Annotated in this window: 12 protein-coding genes and 1 tRNA gene; 3 read left to right on the top strand and 10 right to left on the bottom strand. The window is 69.6% G+C overall.

The window, feature by feature from the left end; genetic code table 11:
* The first annotated feature begins 356 nt into the window (after positions 1–356).
* The 3 genes from DWG18_RS03825 (at position 357) to DWG18_RS03835 (ending at position 2,001) form a co-directional block, all read left to right on the top strand.
* A complete protein-coding gene (locus tag DWG18_RS03825; protein WP_115645569.1) occupies positions 357–626 on the top strand; it encodes a hypothetical protein in 270 nt (89 codons plus the stop codon).
* Between the two features lie 57 nt (positions 627–683).
* Positions 684–760 (top strand) — tRNA-Pro (locus DWG18_RS03830).
* 176 nt (positions 761–936) lie between these two features.
* Positions 937–2,001, top strand: a complete 1,065-nt coding sequence (locus DWG18_RS03835; RefSeq protein WP_162823690.1) for a TraB/GumN family protein — start codon at positions 937–939, stop codon at positions 1,999–2,001.
* Positions 2,002–2,114: 113 nt separating this feature from the next.
* Here the strand turns inward: DWG18_RS03835 and dxs are convergent, their stop codons facing one another.
* The 10 genes from dxs to DWG18_RS03885 form a co-directional block, all read right to left on the bottom strand.
* Positions 2,115–4,016: a 1-deoxy-D-xylulose-5-phosphate synthase gene (dxs, locus tag DWG18_RS03840; protein WP_115645573.1), complete on the bottom strand. Its 1,902-nt coding sequence runs from the start codon at positions 4,014–4,016 to the stop codon at positions 2,115–2,117.
* A gap of 91 nt (positions 4,017–4,107) precedes the next feature.
* Positions 4,108–5,325: a hypothetical protein gene (locus DWG18_RS03845; protein WP_115645575.1), complete on the bottom strand. Its 1,218-nt coding sequence runs from the start codon at positions 5,323–5,325 to the stop codon at positions 4,108–4,110.
* Positions 5,326–5,449: 124 nt separating this feature from the next.
* Positions 5,450–6,109: an HNH endonuclease gene (locus DWG18_RS03850; RefSeq protein ID WP_115645577.1), complete on the bottom strand. Its 660-nt coding sequence runs from the start codon at positions 6,107–6,109 to the stop codon at positions 5,450–5,452.
* Positions 6,110–6,183: 74 nt separating this feature from the next.
* Positions 6,184–7,980, bottom strand: a complete 1,797-nt coding sequence (locus DWG18_RS03855) for an acyl-CoA dehydrogenase C-terminal domain-containing protein (protein WP_115645579.1) — start codon at positions 7,978–7,980, stop codon at positions 6,184–6,186.
* 10 nt (positions 7,981–7,990) lie between these two features.
* Positions 7,991–8,473 carry an LEA type 2 family protein gene (locus DWG18_RS03860; protein ID WP_115645581.1) on the bottom strand — a complete coding sequence of 161 codons (483 nt, stop codon included), beginning with the start codon at positions 8,471–8,473 and terminating at the stop codon, positions 7,991–7,993.
* Positions 8,474–8,543: 70 nt separating this feature from the next.
* Positions 8,544–9,185 (bottom strand): response regulator transcription factor, encoded by a 642-nt coding sequence (locus tag DWG18_RS03865; protein ID WP_115645583.1) that lies wholly within the window; start codon positions 9,183–9,185, stop codon positions 8,544–8,546.
* A 55-nt stretch (positions 9,186–9,240) separates the two neighbouring features.
* Complete coding sequence (locus DWG18_RS03870; protein WP_115645585.1) at positions 9,241–9,936, bottom strand: sensor histidine kinase; 696 nt, start codon at positions 9,934–9,936, stop codon at positions 9,241–9,243.
* Positions 9,933–13,190, bottom strand: coding sequence for a serine/threonine-protein kinase (locus DWG18_RS03875; RefSeq protein WP_115645587.1), 3,258 nt, complete (start codon positions 13,188–13,190; stop codon positions 9,933–9,935). Before DWG18_RS03875 ends, DWG18_RS03870 begins: the two co-directional genes overlap by 4 nt.
* A complete protein-coding gene (locus tag DWG18_RS03880; RefSeq protein WP_240318595.1) occupies positions 13,187–14,092 on the bottom strand; it encodes an FHA domain-containing protein in 906 nt (301 codons plus the stop codon). Before DWG18_RS03880 ends, DWG18_RS03875 begins: the two co-directional genes overlap by 4 nt.
* Before the next feature lie 133 nt (positions 14,093–14,225).
* Entirely contained in the window at positions 14,226–15,050 is an 825-nt protein-coding gene (locus DWG18_RS03885; RefSeq protein ID WP_115648018.1) for a DUF6689 family protein, read from the bottom strand.
* Positions 15,051–15,239 lie beyond the last annotated feature (189 nt).

Below are 15,239 nucleotides of genomic sequence, written 5' to 3' on the forward strand. Positions count from 1 at the left end.
CGCGTCGCGACATCAGGATGAGGGTGGCGAGGGTGGCCGTCGCGTCGTTGCGAGGCGTGCGCTGCCTGAAGGTGTATTGCGCGTCGGCGCTGTGAGTGCGAGTCGCACGCTTCCGCGTCCGCTAGTCATCGACAGAGTGCGTTGAAGAAGCGACCGCCTTGGCTTCGAACAGTCTTCTTCCCGCCCGCCGAGCGGCATGCTCGCCACTCGCAACTGCGTGGTGCGTTTGCGCGACGTCGCGGCTTCATGTGAATCGGTCAGACTCCCTCTCGGAAGCCAGCGGATCGAGACCGCTACCGCCGATGCAGCGGGCGTAGCATCAGCCCAGATCATCCTGTCATTGGCGGAGAATCACGATGCATCCGATGCACTGCCCGCATTGCGGCGCCGTCGCCATGCGCTATCGGGACAAGGCGTCGCTGGGGCCGATGGCGTCGCGCGGATGCCAGGCTTGCGGGCGGGCGCTGTCGGTCCGGTGGTCGGCGCTGGTCGCGCTGATGCCGGCCATGTTCGCCATCCCGTTCGCCGTCGAGATGTGGCCCTCGAACGCGGCGATGCTGCTCGCGGCGATCGGCGTCGGGGCGACACTGGCCCTGCACGCGCGTGTGCCGCTGGTGGCGCGCTGACTCCGCTCGGCACGCCGTCGCGCTATACTTCGCGCCCGCTTCGGCGGACCGGCTTTCCGGGGTATAGCGCAGCCTGGTAGCGCACCAGTCTGGGGGACTGGTGGTCGTCGGTTCGAATCCGGCTACCCCGACCAATTCGATGCATCACGACGCCCGGCCACGTGCCGGGCGTCGTCGTTTCGGGCGCGTGTCGTCGGTCATGGCGACCTCCGGCCGGTGCCGTCGCAACGCGACCATCGCAGACTCCGGAACTTCCGCCGCGCCTGTCGAGTCACAGGCGCCGACTTCGTCCATGGAATCAGGAGCCTGCATGCGCGTTGCACTGTCGTCGTTGTTCGTCCTCGCCGCGTCGTTCGCATTCGACGCCGCCGTGCAGCAGCCCGTGGCCGAGACACAGGTCGGCACCGAGGGGCGTGTGCTCGAAACCGCGATCGTGCGGGCTCCGGGCCCGGGCATGTGGAAGGTGCGGCGCGGCGACAACACGCTGTGGATCCTCGGCACCGTGTCGCCGCTGCCGGCGAAGATGGCCTGGAATTCGGCGCGCATGCGCTCTGTCGTCGCGTCGGCGGACGAGGTGATGTACGAGCCATCCGTCATGGTCGACGCCGACGTCGGGTTTTTCGGCAAGCTGGCGTTGCTGCCGTCGCTGATCGGTGTGCGTGATCTTCCGGATGACGCGCATCTGCGTGACGTGTTGCCGCCGGCCTCGTACGCGCGCTGGCTGCGTCTGAAGCAGCGCTACATCGGCAGCGACAACGGCGTCGAGTCATGGCGACCGATCTTCGCCGCGCAAAAGCTGTACGAGGAAGCGATCAGGACGCGCGGGCTCTCGTCGCGCGGCGTGGTGTCGGATGCGCTCGGTGAGTCGTTGAAGGCGCGCGGCATCAAGGGTGTGTCGACCGCCGCGAAGGTGACGATCGCCAATCCGAAGAAGGCGTTGAAGGAGTTCAAGGGGGCCCAGCTCGCCGACGTCCAGTGCTTCGAGCGCGTGCTCGATCGCGTCGAGAACGATCTGGACCTTCTGCAGACGCGAGCCGATGCCTGGGCAGCGGGCGACGTCGACACCTTGCGCCGATTGAATCGCCCCGAAGCGAGTGCCGCCTGCGAGAACGCCGTGCTGAGTGGCGCGTTCGCGCAGAAGTACGGCCTGGATCGCTTGCAGGCGCAGGCCACCGCGAAGTGGCTGACCGAGGCCGAAGCGAGTCTTGGGCGTAACCGCGTAACGTTTGCGACGCTCCCGATGAGCGAACTGCTGTCGCCGACCGGCATCGTGGCGTCACTTGCTGCGAAGGGCTATGTGGTCGAAGCGCCGGACGTGGTGCAGGCTTCGACGTCCGATGCCGCCCCCGCGCCGCAGCCGGGTGCCGGGCGCTAGTCGCAGCATCCGCGTCGCAGGTCGGCGCGTTGATCGCTTCGACGCGCGCGTATCGCGCGGCGGGGTGACGCGGCGAGCCACGGCGTCACCGCGTCGCTAAACAGCTGGACGCGTCAGACTGCTGCGGCGCGGGGCGGATTGAGCAGCTGCGGCCATCGCGTGGCGATCGATGCGCGAATCCCCGCAACGTCGAGTCCGGCTTCCGCGAGCAGCTGCTCACGACTCGCGTGATGCTGGAACTCGTCCGGCAGGCCGAGGTGCAGCACCGGCAGCGTGATGCCTTCGGACGCGAGCAGTTCGGCGACACCGGAACCTGCACCACCGGCGACGACGTTGTCCTCGAGCGTGACGAAGCCTTCGTGCGTGCGCGCGAGTTCGAGGATCAGCTCGCGATCCAGCGGCTTCACGAAGCGCATGTTGGCGACGGTGAGGCCCAGTTCGTCGCCGACCGTCTGCGCGGCCGGCACGATCGCCCCGAACGCGAGTAGCGCGATGCGCGAACCGCGACGGCGGATCTCGCCGCGACCGATCGGGAGCGTGTCGAGCGTCGGCTCGACCGCGACGCCCGGGCCGGTGCCGCGCGGATAGCGCACGGCGGCCGGGCCGTCGAAGTAGTGGCCGGTCGACAGCATCTTGCGGCACTCGTTCTCGTCCGCTGGCGCCATCACCACCATGTTCGGCACGCAGCGCAGGTACGAGAGATCGAGGTTGCCGGCGTGCGTCGCGCCGTCCGGGCCGACCACGCCGCCGCGGTCGATCGCGAACAGCACGTCGAGGTGCTGGATCGCGACGTCGTGCACGAGCTGGTCGTAGCCGCGCTGCAGGAACGTCGAGTAGATCGCGACGACGGGCTTCGCACCTTCGCAGGCCATGCCGGCGGCGAGCGTCACCGCATGTTGTTCGGCGATCGCGACGTCGAAATAGCGTTCCGGATATTCCTTGCTGAAACGCACGAGGCCGGAGCCTTCGCGCATTGCCGGGGTGATGCCCATGACGCGCGGATCGGCTGCGGCGATGTCGCACAGCCAGTCGCCGAATACGTCGGTGTAGGTGGGCTTCTTCGCGCCTGTCTTCGCGACCATGCCCTTGGCGGGATCGAACGGCGACACGGCGTGGTAGCCGATCTGGTCGCCTTCGGCGGGCTCGTAGCCCTTGCCCTTGGTCGTGATGATGTGGAGCAGCTGCGGGCCCTTGAGACCTTTCAGTGTCTTGAGCGTGGCGACGAGCGCGTCCATGTCGTGGCCGTCGATGGGGCCGGTGTAGTGGAAACCCATCTCCTCGAACAGCGTGGACGGCACGAACATGCCCTTCCAGTGTTCTTCCCATCGACGCACGAAACGCGCGGGACCCTTGTTCTTGTCACCGAGCAGCTTCTTGCCACCCTCGCGGATCGCGTTGAGCGCGCGGTTGCCGCTCAGACGGCCCAGCATCTTCGTCAACCCGCCGACGTTCTCGCTGATCGACATCTGGTTGTCGTTGAGGATCACGAGCAGGTTCGGCTCGGGTTCCATGCCGCCGGCGTGCATCAGCGCTTCGAACGCCATGCCGGCGGTCATCGCGCCATCGCCGATCACCGCGACGACCTTGCGGTCATCGCCCTTGGCCTGCGCGGCGATCGCCATTCCGAGCGCGGCGGAGATCGACGTCGAGCTGTGGCCGACGCCGAACGCGTCGTATTCGGATTCCTCGCGCTTCGGGAACGGCGCGACGCCGTCCTTCTGCTTGACCGTCGCGATCGTGTCGCGGCGGCCGGTCAGGATCTTGTGCGGATACGTCTGGTGGCCGACGTCCCAGACCAGGCGGTCGACCGGCGTGTCGAACAGCCAGTGCAGGGCGACCGTCAGTTCGATGACGCCGAGGCCCGCGCCGAAGTGGCCGCCGACCAGGGCGACCTGTTCGATCAGGTACGCGCGCAGCTCATCCGCGATGTCCCGAAGTTCGGCTTCGCCGAACTGGCGGAGGTCGACCGGCGTCGCGATACGGGAGAGGCGCGGGTAGCGCTGCGGATCGATCATGGAAGCGGCCGGAAAAGCGAGCTGCACATTGTCCCGCCGCGAGGCGGGCACCGGCAAGGCGCGCCGTGTTGCGTACGGCGCGCGTACAGCGTCAGCGGCCGCGCAGGCGTCCGAACAGGCCGGACTTCGCGGCATCCGGCTCGGGCTCCGGCTCGCTGTACGGCTCGGCGAATCCGGAGGCGAGCGAGGCATTCACGAAATCGGCGACGTCCGTTTCCGGCACGCTGCTCGCTTCGGCGACTTCCTTCACCGTCGCCGGGCCTTTCATCATCGCGGTGGCGATGCGGAAGTGCTTGGGGAATTCGCGCTCGGTCTGCGGCCACTTGATGAGGCGGAAGCGGTCGTTCGGGTCGTAGCCGGGCGCGATGCGGCCCTCGCCGGCCAGCAGCGCTCCGTACCAGATCAGGCGGGCGATCGGCTGCGGTGCGCCGAGTGCGGCGGTCTGCGCGTTCCAGACATCCGCCGACACGGCTTCGAAGTCGGCGACCGTGGCGTTGCGCGAGAACAGTGGCGTGACCGGCTTGAGCCCGGATGGGCCGAAGTACTGGCGCTGGTCGGTGTCGAGCAGCACGGCGGTGCCGTTATCGGCAAAACGCACGCGGCCACGCAGCCGGCCCGAAGCCAGCCACTCGGCGAGCGACTGCGGTTCGGCGCTGCGGGCGGGCGTTGCGGCCGGGGTGGGGGCAGGCGTCGGCGCAGCCGCAGGCGGCGGGGCGACCGGCTGGATGCTCGGCGCTGGCGGCACCACCTGGCCGACAGCGACGCTCGGCGGTTCGTTGACCGGCGCCGCGGGCTCCGTAATGGCCGCTGGATTAGCCGGCAGCTCCGTCGCGGTGATCGGGGCGGGGCGTTCTTCCGGCAGCTGGTCGGTCGGCTGCGGCGACGGCGTCATGCCCGAGGGCTTGGCGATGACCGGTTCGGCGACAGCCGCCGGTGCAGCAGGAGCAGGCGCAGGCGCAGCGGGCGGGGCAGCAGCTGGAGCCGCAACCGCTTCAACGCCATTGGCGACGCGGATGTCGCGCAGCAACTCGGTGAGTGCGTCCGCGTCGACCGGACGCCCCAGCCGATACGGCGCCTGGGTCCGCGGCGAAGCGGTGAGGCCGACCACTTGCTTGCCCGCGTTGTGCAGACGCAGCCAGCTCATCGGGCCGTACATGCTGTCCATGTCGACGACGACGTAGTCCGCGTGCGTGTCGGGCACCAGCTGCCAGCCGCCGCCCGATGCCGGCAGCGCTCGCTCGAACGCGGTGCGCAGCTCGCTCTCGGTGGACGCATCCATGCCGGTGAAGCCCAAAGTCAGTGCGGCCATTACGTCTCTGCCTGATATTTGGGTCGAGTGTCGCGAAGGGGTCCGGCGACGTCAACGCACAAACGGCATACGTGCGGACGGGCGACGACAGAGCGTCACGGAATCGTGAACAGGGGCGCAGTCCTCAGACCGCGACGCGGCGTTCGCGTCGTGGCAGGTGCGCTTTAAGGAATTCCATCTGGTCCGCGAGGATGTGGCGGTTCGACAGGATCAGGTGCTCGATCCAGCTCGGCCGGTACGGCACCGCGAGCAGCGGCATGCCCGCCTGCTGCGGCGTGCGGTTGCGCTTGCGCGAATTGCACGGGAAACACGCGGCGACCACGTTCTCCCACGTGTCGCGTCCGCCCTTGGACAACGGCATGACGTGATCGCGCGTGAGCTGGCTGCGCGGAAACACGTCGCCGCAGTACAGGCATAGATGCGCGTCGCGTGCGAACAACGCGGGGTTGGTCAGCGCGGGCGTCGGATTGAGCGCGTGTGCACGCGCCCGACCGCGCGTCGCCACGATCGGATGCAGCTCGATGACGCTCTGGTCGCCGGTCGCGCGGGCCTGTCCGCCGCGCACGCGCAGGCACGGTTCGCCGAGCGTCCAGGCGACCGCACCGCGCGCGTAGAGGCAGGTGGCTTCGTGCCAGTGCAGCCAGTCGAGGACGTGGCCGTGGGCATCGAGGGAGAGCAGGCGCACGCCATCGAGCGGGAAGCCGCCGGGCGGCGGCGACAGCGGTTCCGCGGACCAGACGGGATCGTGGTCGACGAGTCGCAGCCGTGCGGTGTGGTGCGCCATGGCCCGAGCTTATAACGAGCCGGCGACGAATGGGCGTCACCGGCTCGCGGTTGGCCGATCGGGCGGCCGCCGGTTCAGCGCCCGGCGTCGAACGCCTCGGCGTCGAGGCTCATCAGTGCTTCGGCGCCGGCGCGGATGGCGGCGGCATGGGTGAGCGTACGCGGCAGGATGCGGTCGAAGTAGAAGCGCGCGGTGGCCCGCTTGGCCTCGGCGAAAGCGGGCGTCACCGACGCGCCGTCGAGCGCGGCGACGCTGCGCACCCACCAGTAGCCGAGCAGCACGTAACCCGAATACATCAGGTAGTCGTAGGCCGCGGCGCCGAGCTCGTCCGCGTTCTCGCCGCTGCGTTGCGCGATGGCCACGCTCAGGTGCTGCCACTGCGCGGCGAGGTCCGCGAGCGTCGTGCAGTAGCCACCGATCTGCGCGTCACCGGCACGCGCTTCGGCGAACGCGCGGATGCGGCCCAGCATCGCCTTCAGTCCCGCGCCCTTCATCTGGATCACCTTGCGACCCAGCAGGTCGAGTGCCTGGATGCCGGTCGTGCCTTCGTACAGCGTGGTGATGCGCGCATCGCGTGCGAGCTGCTCCATGCCGTGTTCGTGGATGTAGCCGTGACCGCCGAAACACTGCAGGGCATCGTAGGTGACCTCGATACTCCACTCCGTCAGGCAGGCCTTGACGATCGGCGTGAGGAAACCGACCAGTGCATCCGCTTCGGCGCGCTCGTCATCGGTAGTGCCGTGCGAGGCGATGTCGAACTGCAAGGCCGCGTCGTACGACATCGCACGGCCGCCTTCGACCAGCGCCTTGCACGTGAGCAGCATGCGGCGCACATCCGGGTGGACGATGATCGGATCGGCCGGCTTGTCGGGGAATTTCGCGCCGGTCGCCGAGCGCATCTGCAGGCGTTCCTTCGCGTAGACCAGCGCGTTCTGGTACGCGCGATCCGATAAGCCGAGACCCTGCAGGCCGACGGCCAAGCGCGCGGTGTTCATCATGACGAACATCGCCATCAGGCCCTTGTGCGGTTCGCCGACGAGGTAGCCCTCCGCGCCGTCGAAGTTCATCACGCACGTCGCCGAGCCGTGGATGCCCATCTTGTGTTCGAGGCTGCCGCAGCGGAGCGTGTTGCGGTCGCCGATCGATCCGTCCTGCGCGACGCGGAACTTGGGCACGACGAACAACGAGATGCCGCGGCTTCCCGCAGGCGCATCGGGCAGTTTCGCGAGCACGAGATGAACGATGTTGTCCGTCATGTCGTGCTCGCCGGCGGTGATGAAGATCTTCGTGCCGGAGATCGCGTACGTACCGTTGTCGCGCGGTTCGGCGCGCGTGCGCAGCAGGCCGAGATCGCTGCCGCAGTGCGGTTCGGTGAGGCACATCGTGCCGGTCCAGCGACCTTCGACGAGCGGTTTCAGGAAGACCTCGCGCTGCCACTCGGTGCCGTACACCGACAGCGCTTCCACCGCGCCGTTCGACAGCAGCGGGAAGTTGCCCCAGGCGAGATTCGCCGCGTCGACCATTTCCTTGATCGGGAAGCCGACCAGACGCGGCATGCCCTGACCGCCGTGCTCGGTCGCAGTAACGAGGCCGGTCCAGCCGCCGTCGACGTACTGCGCGTACGCCTCCTTGAAACCCGGCGGCGTGCGGACCTCGCCGGTTGCAGTGTCGAGCGTGCAGCCGACTTCATCGCCGACGCGGTTGAGCGGGGCGAGCACCTGCGTGGCGAAGCGCGCACCTTCCTCCAGCACCGCGTCGATGACGTCGCGCGTGGCATCGGTGTAACCGAGGTGCGCGAACGCCTGTTCGCTGCGCAGCAGGTCGAACAGCACGAAACGCATGTCGGTGAGCGGGGCGTCGTAACGGCTCATCGTCGTAGCCTCAGCGGAGCACGCCGGGCAGGCCCGGTGCCGGATTCAGCGTGCTGTTGTGGTGGACGTCGAACGTCTGCTGCGACTTCTTCTCGGGGGTCGCGCTGATCTTGCCTTCGAGTCGATAGTCGACCGCACGACCCGACGCCAGCGCATCGGCGACCGCCAGTTTCGCGCCGGTGGACGGTTGCACGCGCACGTCGATGACGTCGGCCGATTCGGGGCCGATGTCGAGCGCCGGCGATGCGACGACATCACCGGCCGCCTGGTTCGCGGCGTTGAGCGTGAGATGCACGCTGTCGAAACGCATGGGGATCGAGCTGTAGTTCTGCAGGCGCAGCTGCAGCGTCCAACCGCCGTCGGCGCGCACCGTGAGCTGCTGGATCTGCGCGGTCGGTTCGGACACGCGACGGACCGGGCCGCCGGCGCAGGCGGCGAGCAGCGCGAACGCAAATACCGCGAGGGCGAGGCGGAAGGAAGAAGCTGGGCGCATCGAGCGACTCCGGAGGGGATCGCGTCGAGCATACCGCCCCGCACGGTGGCTGCGGGTCAGTTCGCGGGGGTCAGTCGAGCAGGCCTTTGCGCAGCGCGTAGCGCACCAGCTCGGCGGTGTTGCGCACGCCGACCTTGTCGAGCACGCGCGAACGGTGGTTCTCCGCGGTCTTCGCGCTGATGTCGAGCGTCCGCGCGATTTCCTTGGTGGTGTGGCCTTCCGCGATGAGATGGAAGACCTCGCGCTCGCGGGCGGTGAGTCGCCCGTACGGATCGTCCAGCGTGCGCTCGGGATGCTGCAGCTGCTGCGCGAGCGTGCGTGCGGCCTGCGGACCGAAATGGCCGCGTCCCGCGTGCAGGTTGCGCACCGCCGCGAGCAGCTCGGACGCCGCACTGTCCTTGACCAGATAGCCCGACGCACCGGCGCGTACGGCCTGCAGCACGTACTCGTCTTCCTGGTGCATGGTCAGCACCAGGACGCGCGTCTGCGGCAGTGCCTCACGCAGGCGCCGGACCACCTCGATGCCGCCGAGCCGCGGCATCGACAGGTCGGCGACGACGACGTCGGGGCGCACCGCGATGGCCTTCTCGACGGTCTCGATGCCGTCGGCGGCCTGCGCGACCACCTGCACGTCGCCCTCGGCCTGCAATAGCCCGACCAGGCTTTCGCGCACCAGTGTGTGGTCGTCGGCGATGAGGATGCGGATCGGCATCGGCGCACCGTGCGGGCGAGCGGCCGTGGCGTCAAGCCGGGCGCGCCCGATCGCGTCAGGCGTCGAGCGGGACCACCGCGCGCAGGCGCGTGCCGTCGCCCGGTGCGGAATGCACCTCGAGCGTGCCGGCGAACAGGCGCAGGCGCTCGCGCATGCCCGACAGACCGCTGCCCGCGGCGCGTAGGCTCGGGTCGAAGCCGACGCCATCGTCCACGATCTGCAGCTGCAGGCGACCGTCGCGTTCGACGACACGCATCAGCACACTGCGCGCCTGCGCGTGCTTGGCGATGTTGTTCAGCGCCTCCTGTGCCACTCGGAACAACAGCGTCTCGCGCTCGCCATCGAGCGGTGGCAGCGGTTCGACTTCGACCGCAATCGAGATGCCTGCGGCTTGGCCAACACTCCGGCCGAGCCAGCGCAACGCGGGTTCGAGGCCCAGGTCGTCGAGGATGGTCGGCCGCAGCAGGCGCGAGAGTTCGCGGGTGTCTTCCAGCGTGTCGGCGCAGAGCGCGACCGCGGCGTCGAGCGCGTCGCGGAGCGTGGGGTCGACATCGGCGGCGTCACGCAATTGCGCCAGCCGATGCTTCAGCGCGGTGAGGTTCTGCCCGACGCCATCGTGCAACTCGCGCGCGAGGCGGCGCCGCTCGTCTTCCTGCACGCGCAGCACGGAGCGGCCGAGACGGCGGAACTCACGCTCGTTTGCTTCGAGACGCTGCAGCAGTTGGGCGTAACGGTCGACGGGTTCGTTCATGGCGTCTTGGTCGCGGCGGTCGACGCGGGGCGCGCCGCGGCGAAGCGGTCGCGCGCGCTGCGGGCGGCGGTGTCGGCATCGCGCGCGGCGGCTTCGTCACCGCTCATGCGCTCGGCGGCGGCGGCCTGTTCGTGCAGCGAGGCGATGGTTCGACTCGACGCACCGCGCAGCCACGGCGCAACGTCGCGACAAAGCCGCAACGCAGTGGCGGCGTCGCGGCGGGCGAGGGCGGCGCGCATGGCCAGGTCGGTCCATTCGAGCCGCAAGCCCGCGTTGCCCAGCGACGCGGTCGGTGCGTCGAGTGCGGCGGGATCGCGGTGCGCGAGACGTGCCTGAAGAAGATCGAGCTCGAGTTGAAGCGCGCGAACGCCCGACGCCGTGGCGAGCGGCTGCGCTCTCGCGACCGCGGCCAGCGCGGCGCGGTTGTCACCGCGCGCGTCGGCGAGTTCCGCATCGAGGCGACCGGCGATTGCACGTTGCTCGGTCGATGCCTCGGCGAGATTCGCACGCAAGCCATCGAGCACGCGCGAGGCCGCATCGAGATCGCCCGCCTGGATGCGCGCGTCCGCGTCGAGCAGCTCGGCATCGACCGTCCCGCGCAGGTCGTCGCGCTCTTTGAACAGGCGCGTCGCTTCCGCCGCGTTGCGCAGCGCAGCTGCGGTGTCGCCGCGCGCAATCGCAAGTTCGGCGAGGTTGCGATACGCGACGGCGGCTTCCTCCGTCATCTGTCGACTGCGCGCCTGCGCCAGCGCGTCGAGTTGCGCCTGCTGGGCTTCGGCCCAGCGACCGCGTGCCGCGTGCAACAGGCCGAGATTCTGGCGCGTGCGAATCGTGCCGGTCTCGTCGCCCAACGTGCGATACGCATCCGACGCGCGCTGCCAGTAGGTCTGCGCATCGTCGTAGGCGCCGAGCTGGTACTGCGCGAAGCCGATGTCGTTCAGCGCCTGTGCGACGCCGTGCGGATCGCCGGCACGCTCGTAGCCCTGCAGGGCGAGGCGGAACGCATCGAGCGATGCCGCGTAATGGCCGCGTTCTTCCTCGAGCAGGCCGCGCTCATTGTCGACCGCTGCAAGCCCCGCGCGATCGTTGAGTTCGACATTGATGCGCCGGGCCTCGTCCAGCGCCGCCGCGGCCGCGTCGAATGCACCGCGCTGGCTGAGCAGGTTGGCGAGATTGCGCTGGCTGGTCGCGACGCCACGTCGATTGCCGACCGCACGACGCAGCTCCACGGCGTGCCGGTACTGCTCTTCGGCCTCGGCGGTCTGGCCGAGCCGCCCGTAGCCGACACCCAGAGCGTTAACGGCCTCGGCTTCGCCGTAGGCATTGCGGCCGCGCTTGAACAGCACGAGCGCGCGCACGAGATAGTCGTCCACGGCGCGGCGCGCATCGCCCTTGAGGATCGAGAACTTGCCGAGCTCGAACCACGCGCGTGCGTCCTGCGCGTCGCGCCCGGTGAGCTGCTGCAGCGTCGTCACGGCAGCGTCCAGGTCGCCGGCCGCGCCGAGCGCCCGCGCGAGCTGCAGCTCCGCATGGGTATCGGACGGCGACTGGGTCGCGAGACGTCGCCAGATCGCCGCGGCGGCTTCGCCATCGCCTTCGAGCAGCGCCCGTGTCGCTGCGATGCGGTCGCGGAGATGCGACGACGTTGCCGATGCACGTTGCGCCCGATCGACCGCGTTGAGTGCGACGTCGTCCTCGCCGACCGACTGCGCGACGTCGGCGAGTGCAAGCCAGCCCGGAGCGCTGTCGCGATCGAGCGTCGTCGACTGGCGCAGCGCGGCGAGCGCCGCGTCGTAATGCCCGGCACGACGCGCGACCTCGGCTGAACCCTCGAGCGCGAGCACATTCGATGCAGGCAGCTGCAAGGCCGGCGCAGTTGTCACTCCGAGTGTCGACGACGCCTGTGGCGTACGCAGCCACGCCGTGAGCGCCGCAGCAGGCGAGGGGGCATGCGGTCCGTCGATGCGTGCGTCGCCGCCGCCTTCCTGCTCACCCACGACATGCCATGCGTTCGCAACGCGCGCGAGTTCGAGACGCACGACGCGACTGGCCGCACCCGCGCGACGCATCGCGTCGAGCGACGGCCGTCCCGCGCTATCCAGTTGACCGAGCGCCTGCAGCGTGCGATCGGTGTCGACATGCGCGAGTCCGGGCGCATCCGCGAGCGCGGCGCGAAGCCGCATGTCGAGACCCACGCGCTCGCTCTCGGCCACAGCATCGCCTTCCAGCGGCATCAGCAGCACGCGTTCGAGCGGGCGTGACGGCGCGGGTGCCACGTGATCAACCGGTGCGCGATGCGTCCACCAGAACGCACCGCCTGCCGCGACCAGCGCGACGATGGCGATGCCCGCCAGCCAGCGCTTGCGTCGTACCGGATCGCGCGGTACTTCGCGACGATCGATCGCCTGCACGACCGCCGCCGCATCCGGCAGGCGATGCGCGGGCTGCGGACGCAGGAGGCGCTCGACGAGGCGCGCGATCCATTCCGGAACATCCGGTCGCTTGCTCGTGACCAGCGGCGGCGAGCGAACGAGGCGCTGCGCAAGGGCTTCTGCGGCTGTCGCCGTCGCGAACGCGCGCTCGCCGGTCAGCATTTCGTGCAGGATCAGGCCGAGCGCGTACAGATCACTGCGCGGGCCGATCGGATCGCCGCGTGCCTGTTCGGGCGACAGGTAGTCCGGTGTGCCGACGATACCGACGGTCGCGCTGCGCGTGCTGGTGGCGATCGAACGCGCGACGCCGAAATCGGTGATCGATGCGCTGCCATCCGCGGCGACCAGCACGTTCGCCGGCTTCAGGTCGCGGTGCACGACGTCGCGCGCATGCGCCGCCTGCAGCCCGAGCGCGACGTCGCGCGCGATGCGCAGCGCGGCGTCGATATCGAGCGGGCCGCGGTCGATGACGTGATCGAGCGGCTCGCCCTCGATCAGGTCCATGCTGATCAGCCAGCGCGTTTCGCCATTGGCGAATTCGTGCTTCGCGATGTCGTGGATGCGCACGACATGCGGACTCGACACCTGCCGCGCCAACAGCAGTTCCTGACGGAAGCGCTCGAACGCGTCGGCACGCTGCGCGATCTCGGGACGCAGCAGCTTGATCGCGACCGGTACGCCCAACGCTTCGTCATGCGCGCGATAGACCACGCCCATGCCGCCGACGCCGACCAGGCTCTCGATACGGAAGCGCCCGGCGAGAACGGTGCCGGGCGCGAGGTCCATCTGCGCGTAGAGGCCGGTGGACGTGGCGTCGCTCATCGCGTCGGTGCGTGACCTGCGAGCAATTGCGTCCACTCACCCGGCCCCGGCGGCTCGATGCCACCCTGCGACTCGCCGCGCGCCGCCAACCACAGCGCGCAACGCTCGGCGAAGGCCTGCAGCAGTTCGACGTCCAGCGTGGTCAGCGGCGGACCCGCTTCGCGGCGGTCGGCGTAGATCGCGCCGAGCACGCGCGTGCCGTCCATCAAGGGCAGCGCGATCAGCGTGCGCAGGCCACCGCGCACGACCGACTCGCGGCCCGACAGCCAGGCGTCCTGGCCGATGTCGTTGAAGACGACCGGCGCGCGTGCGCGCAGGGCCTGGGCGACCGCGCCGAGGCTGCCCGTGAATTCGGTGCCCGTCGAGAGCGAGGCATCGAGTGCGATCGACGTCGCCACGCGATAGCGTCCGCCGCCCGACGTCAGTACGAAGCCCCGCGTGCACTGCGCGAGTTCCAGCACGGCGCGCAGGCTGTGTTCGAGCAACGTGCTGGTCGGCGCGGCGCCGTCCTGCGGCTGCGCCATGGCCTCGATGCGTGCGGTCAGTCGCGAGGCTTCGTGGCGACGTTCCTGCCAGCGCCGCGCCTGCTCTTCTGCGGCGCGACTGTCGAGCATCGCGAACTCGCAATGCACGTCGCCGAAGCGCAGCCAGCAACCGCGTGCGAGCGTGGTCTGCGAAATGCGTGCGCCATCGACGAAGGTGCCGTTCTTGCTGTCGACGTCGACCAGCCGCCACGTGCCGTCGGGCTGCGACTCGAGCTCGGCGTGGCGTCGCGATACCGACACGTGCGAGAGCACGAAGTCCGCGTCGGTCGAACGCCCGATGCGCAGGCGATCACCGGGTGCGGCGATGCGCGCGATCGCGGGGCCTTCGGGAATGTATGCGATGAGCCGGGCCTGCATGCCCGCATCTTAGGCCGACTCCTGCCGCTTGCGGCGCGCGGTGCGTGCCGTACGCCGCGGTTTGGAGCGCCGACACGCGAAGCCCCCGGCATGCGGGGGCTTCGAAGATGAATCCGGCAGCGGGAACCCGGCGTCAGTGCCCGAAGTTGCGCAGGTAGGCGATCGAGAACTTCGCGGTCGCCACGCCGGCGAGTAGGTCGCCCGCGGCGTTGTTGCCGCTGCCGCCCGCGAGCCAGGTGTTCGGAATCGCGGTGCCCGCGCGGTCGTCCACGCGCGCGGCGAGGGCGTCGAGCGCGCCGAGCGCGTCGTCGTAGCGGGCGTCGGCGACCGCCTGCGCGGCGGCAGCGCGCTGGACTTCCAGCGGCGCGGCTTCGGTGGCGGGCAAGGTCGCGATGCGCAGGCGCAGGCGCTCGAGCTTGTCGTCGACGACATCACCGGTGCGGCGTACGTCGGCGAGGACCAGGAACTGCGAGAAGCCGCCGGTGGTGCCGCGCGCCCGCACGCTGCCCTGCGCCACCTCGGTGGTGATGTCGCGGAACGCCCCGCCCAGTGGCGCCTTGAACAGGCGATAGCTCGACCCGTAGGTGTAGGCGAGGGCATGGGTGTGGATTTCGACCTTCACCGTGCGATCGAACGACAGCCCGCCCGCGGGCGGTTCGACGGTCACCATCAGCGGGAACGAGGAATCCAGCGAGGCCAGCGTGCCCGGCAGGCGCGCGAGCAGTTGCGGATCGGTGAGCGACACCGTCTGCGCGCTGATGCCCAGGTTCGCGGCGGTCAGCGCATGCGGCGAATCGAAGGTGAGCGTCATGTCCGCCAGTGGTGCGGCGGACGGGCCGATCACCACCGTCGCGACATTGCCCTGCACGCCGACCTGGACAGGCAGCGATTGCGCGGAAGCGAAAGGTGCGGCGACGGCGAGCAGCGCGAAGATGAACAGGCGGACCAGACGCGTCATGGCGACCCCGGCAACGTGGTGAACCCCGTGATGCGGCGACGCTAGGACCGGCGCGGTGAAGCAGGCGTCGTCGCGGACGCCACGACGGTACACCGCCATCCGCGCACCGCGCGAGTCGGGAAACCCCCACGGCGCGTGGGTGTTTACCCCCGGTCGTGGTGAAGGCAACACCGGATGGGACGCCAGCGG

Source organism: Lysobacter sp. TY2-98 (genome assembly GCF_003367355.1).
GTDB lineage: Bacteria > Pseudomonadota > Gammaproteobacteria > Xanthomonadales > Xanthomonadaceae > Cognatilysobacter.

Excerpts from the sequence above, each read along its gene's own strand:
- DWG18_RS03835 (WP_162823690.1), top strand. The coding sequence starts at position 937 with ATGCGCGTTGCACTGTCGTCGTTGTTCGTCCTCGCCGCGTCGTTCGCA.
- DWG18_RS03870 (WP_115645585.1), bottom strand. The coding sequence starts at position 9,936 with ATGAACGAACCCGTCGACCGTTACGCCCAACTGCTGCAGCGTCTCGAA.
- DWG18_RS03825 (WP_115645569.1), top strand. The coding sequence starts at position 357 with ATGCATCCGATGCACTGCCCGCATTGCGGCGCCGTCGCCATGCGCTAT.
- DWG18_RS03865 (WP_115645583.1), bottom strand. The coding sequence starts at position 9,185 with ATGCCGATCCGCATCCTCATCGCCGACGACCACACACTGGTGCGCGAA.
- DWG18_RS03885 (WP_115648018.1), bottom strand. The coding sequence starts at position 15,050 with ATGACGCGTCTGGTCCGCCTGTTCATCTTCGCGCTGCTCGCCGTCGCC.
- DWG18_RS03850 (WP_115645577.1), bottom strand. The coding sequence starts at position 6,109 with ATGGCGCACCACACCGCACGGCTGCGACTCGTCGACCACGATCCCGTC.
- dxs (WP_115645573.1), bottom strand. The coding sequence starts at position 4,016 with ATGATCGATCCGCAGCGCTACCCGCGCCTCTCCCGTATCGCGACGCCG.
- DWG18_RS03880 (WP_240318595.1), bottom strand. The coding sequence starts at position 14,092 with ATGCAGGCCCGGCTCATCGCATACATTCCCGAAGGCCCCGCGATCGCG.
- DWG18_RS03855 (WP_115645579.1), bottom strand. The coding sequence starts at position 7,980 with ATGAGCCGTTACGACGCCCCGCTCACCGACATGCGTTTCGTGCTGTTC.
- DWG18_RS03875 (WP_115645587.1), bottom strand. The coding sequence starts at position 13,190 with ATGAGCGACGCCACGTCCACCGGCCTCTACGCGCAGATGGACCTCGCG.
- DWG18_RS03860 (WP_115645581.1), bottom strand. The coding sequence starts at position 8,473 with ATGCGCCCAGCTTCTTCCTTCCGCCTCGCCCTCGCGGTATTTGCGTTC.
- DWG18_RS03845 (WP_115645575.1), bottom strand. The coding sequence starts at position 5,325 with ATGGCCGCACTGACTTTGGGCTTCACCGGCATGGATGCGTCCACCGAG.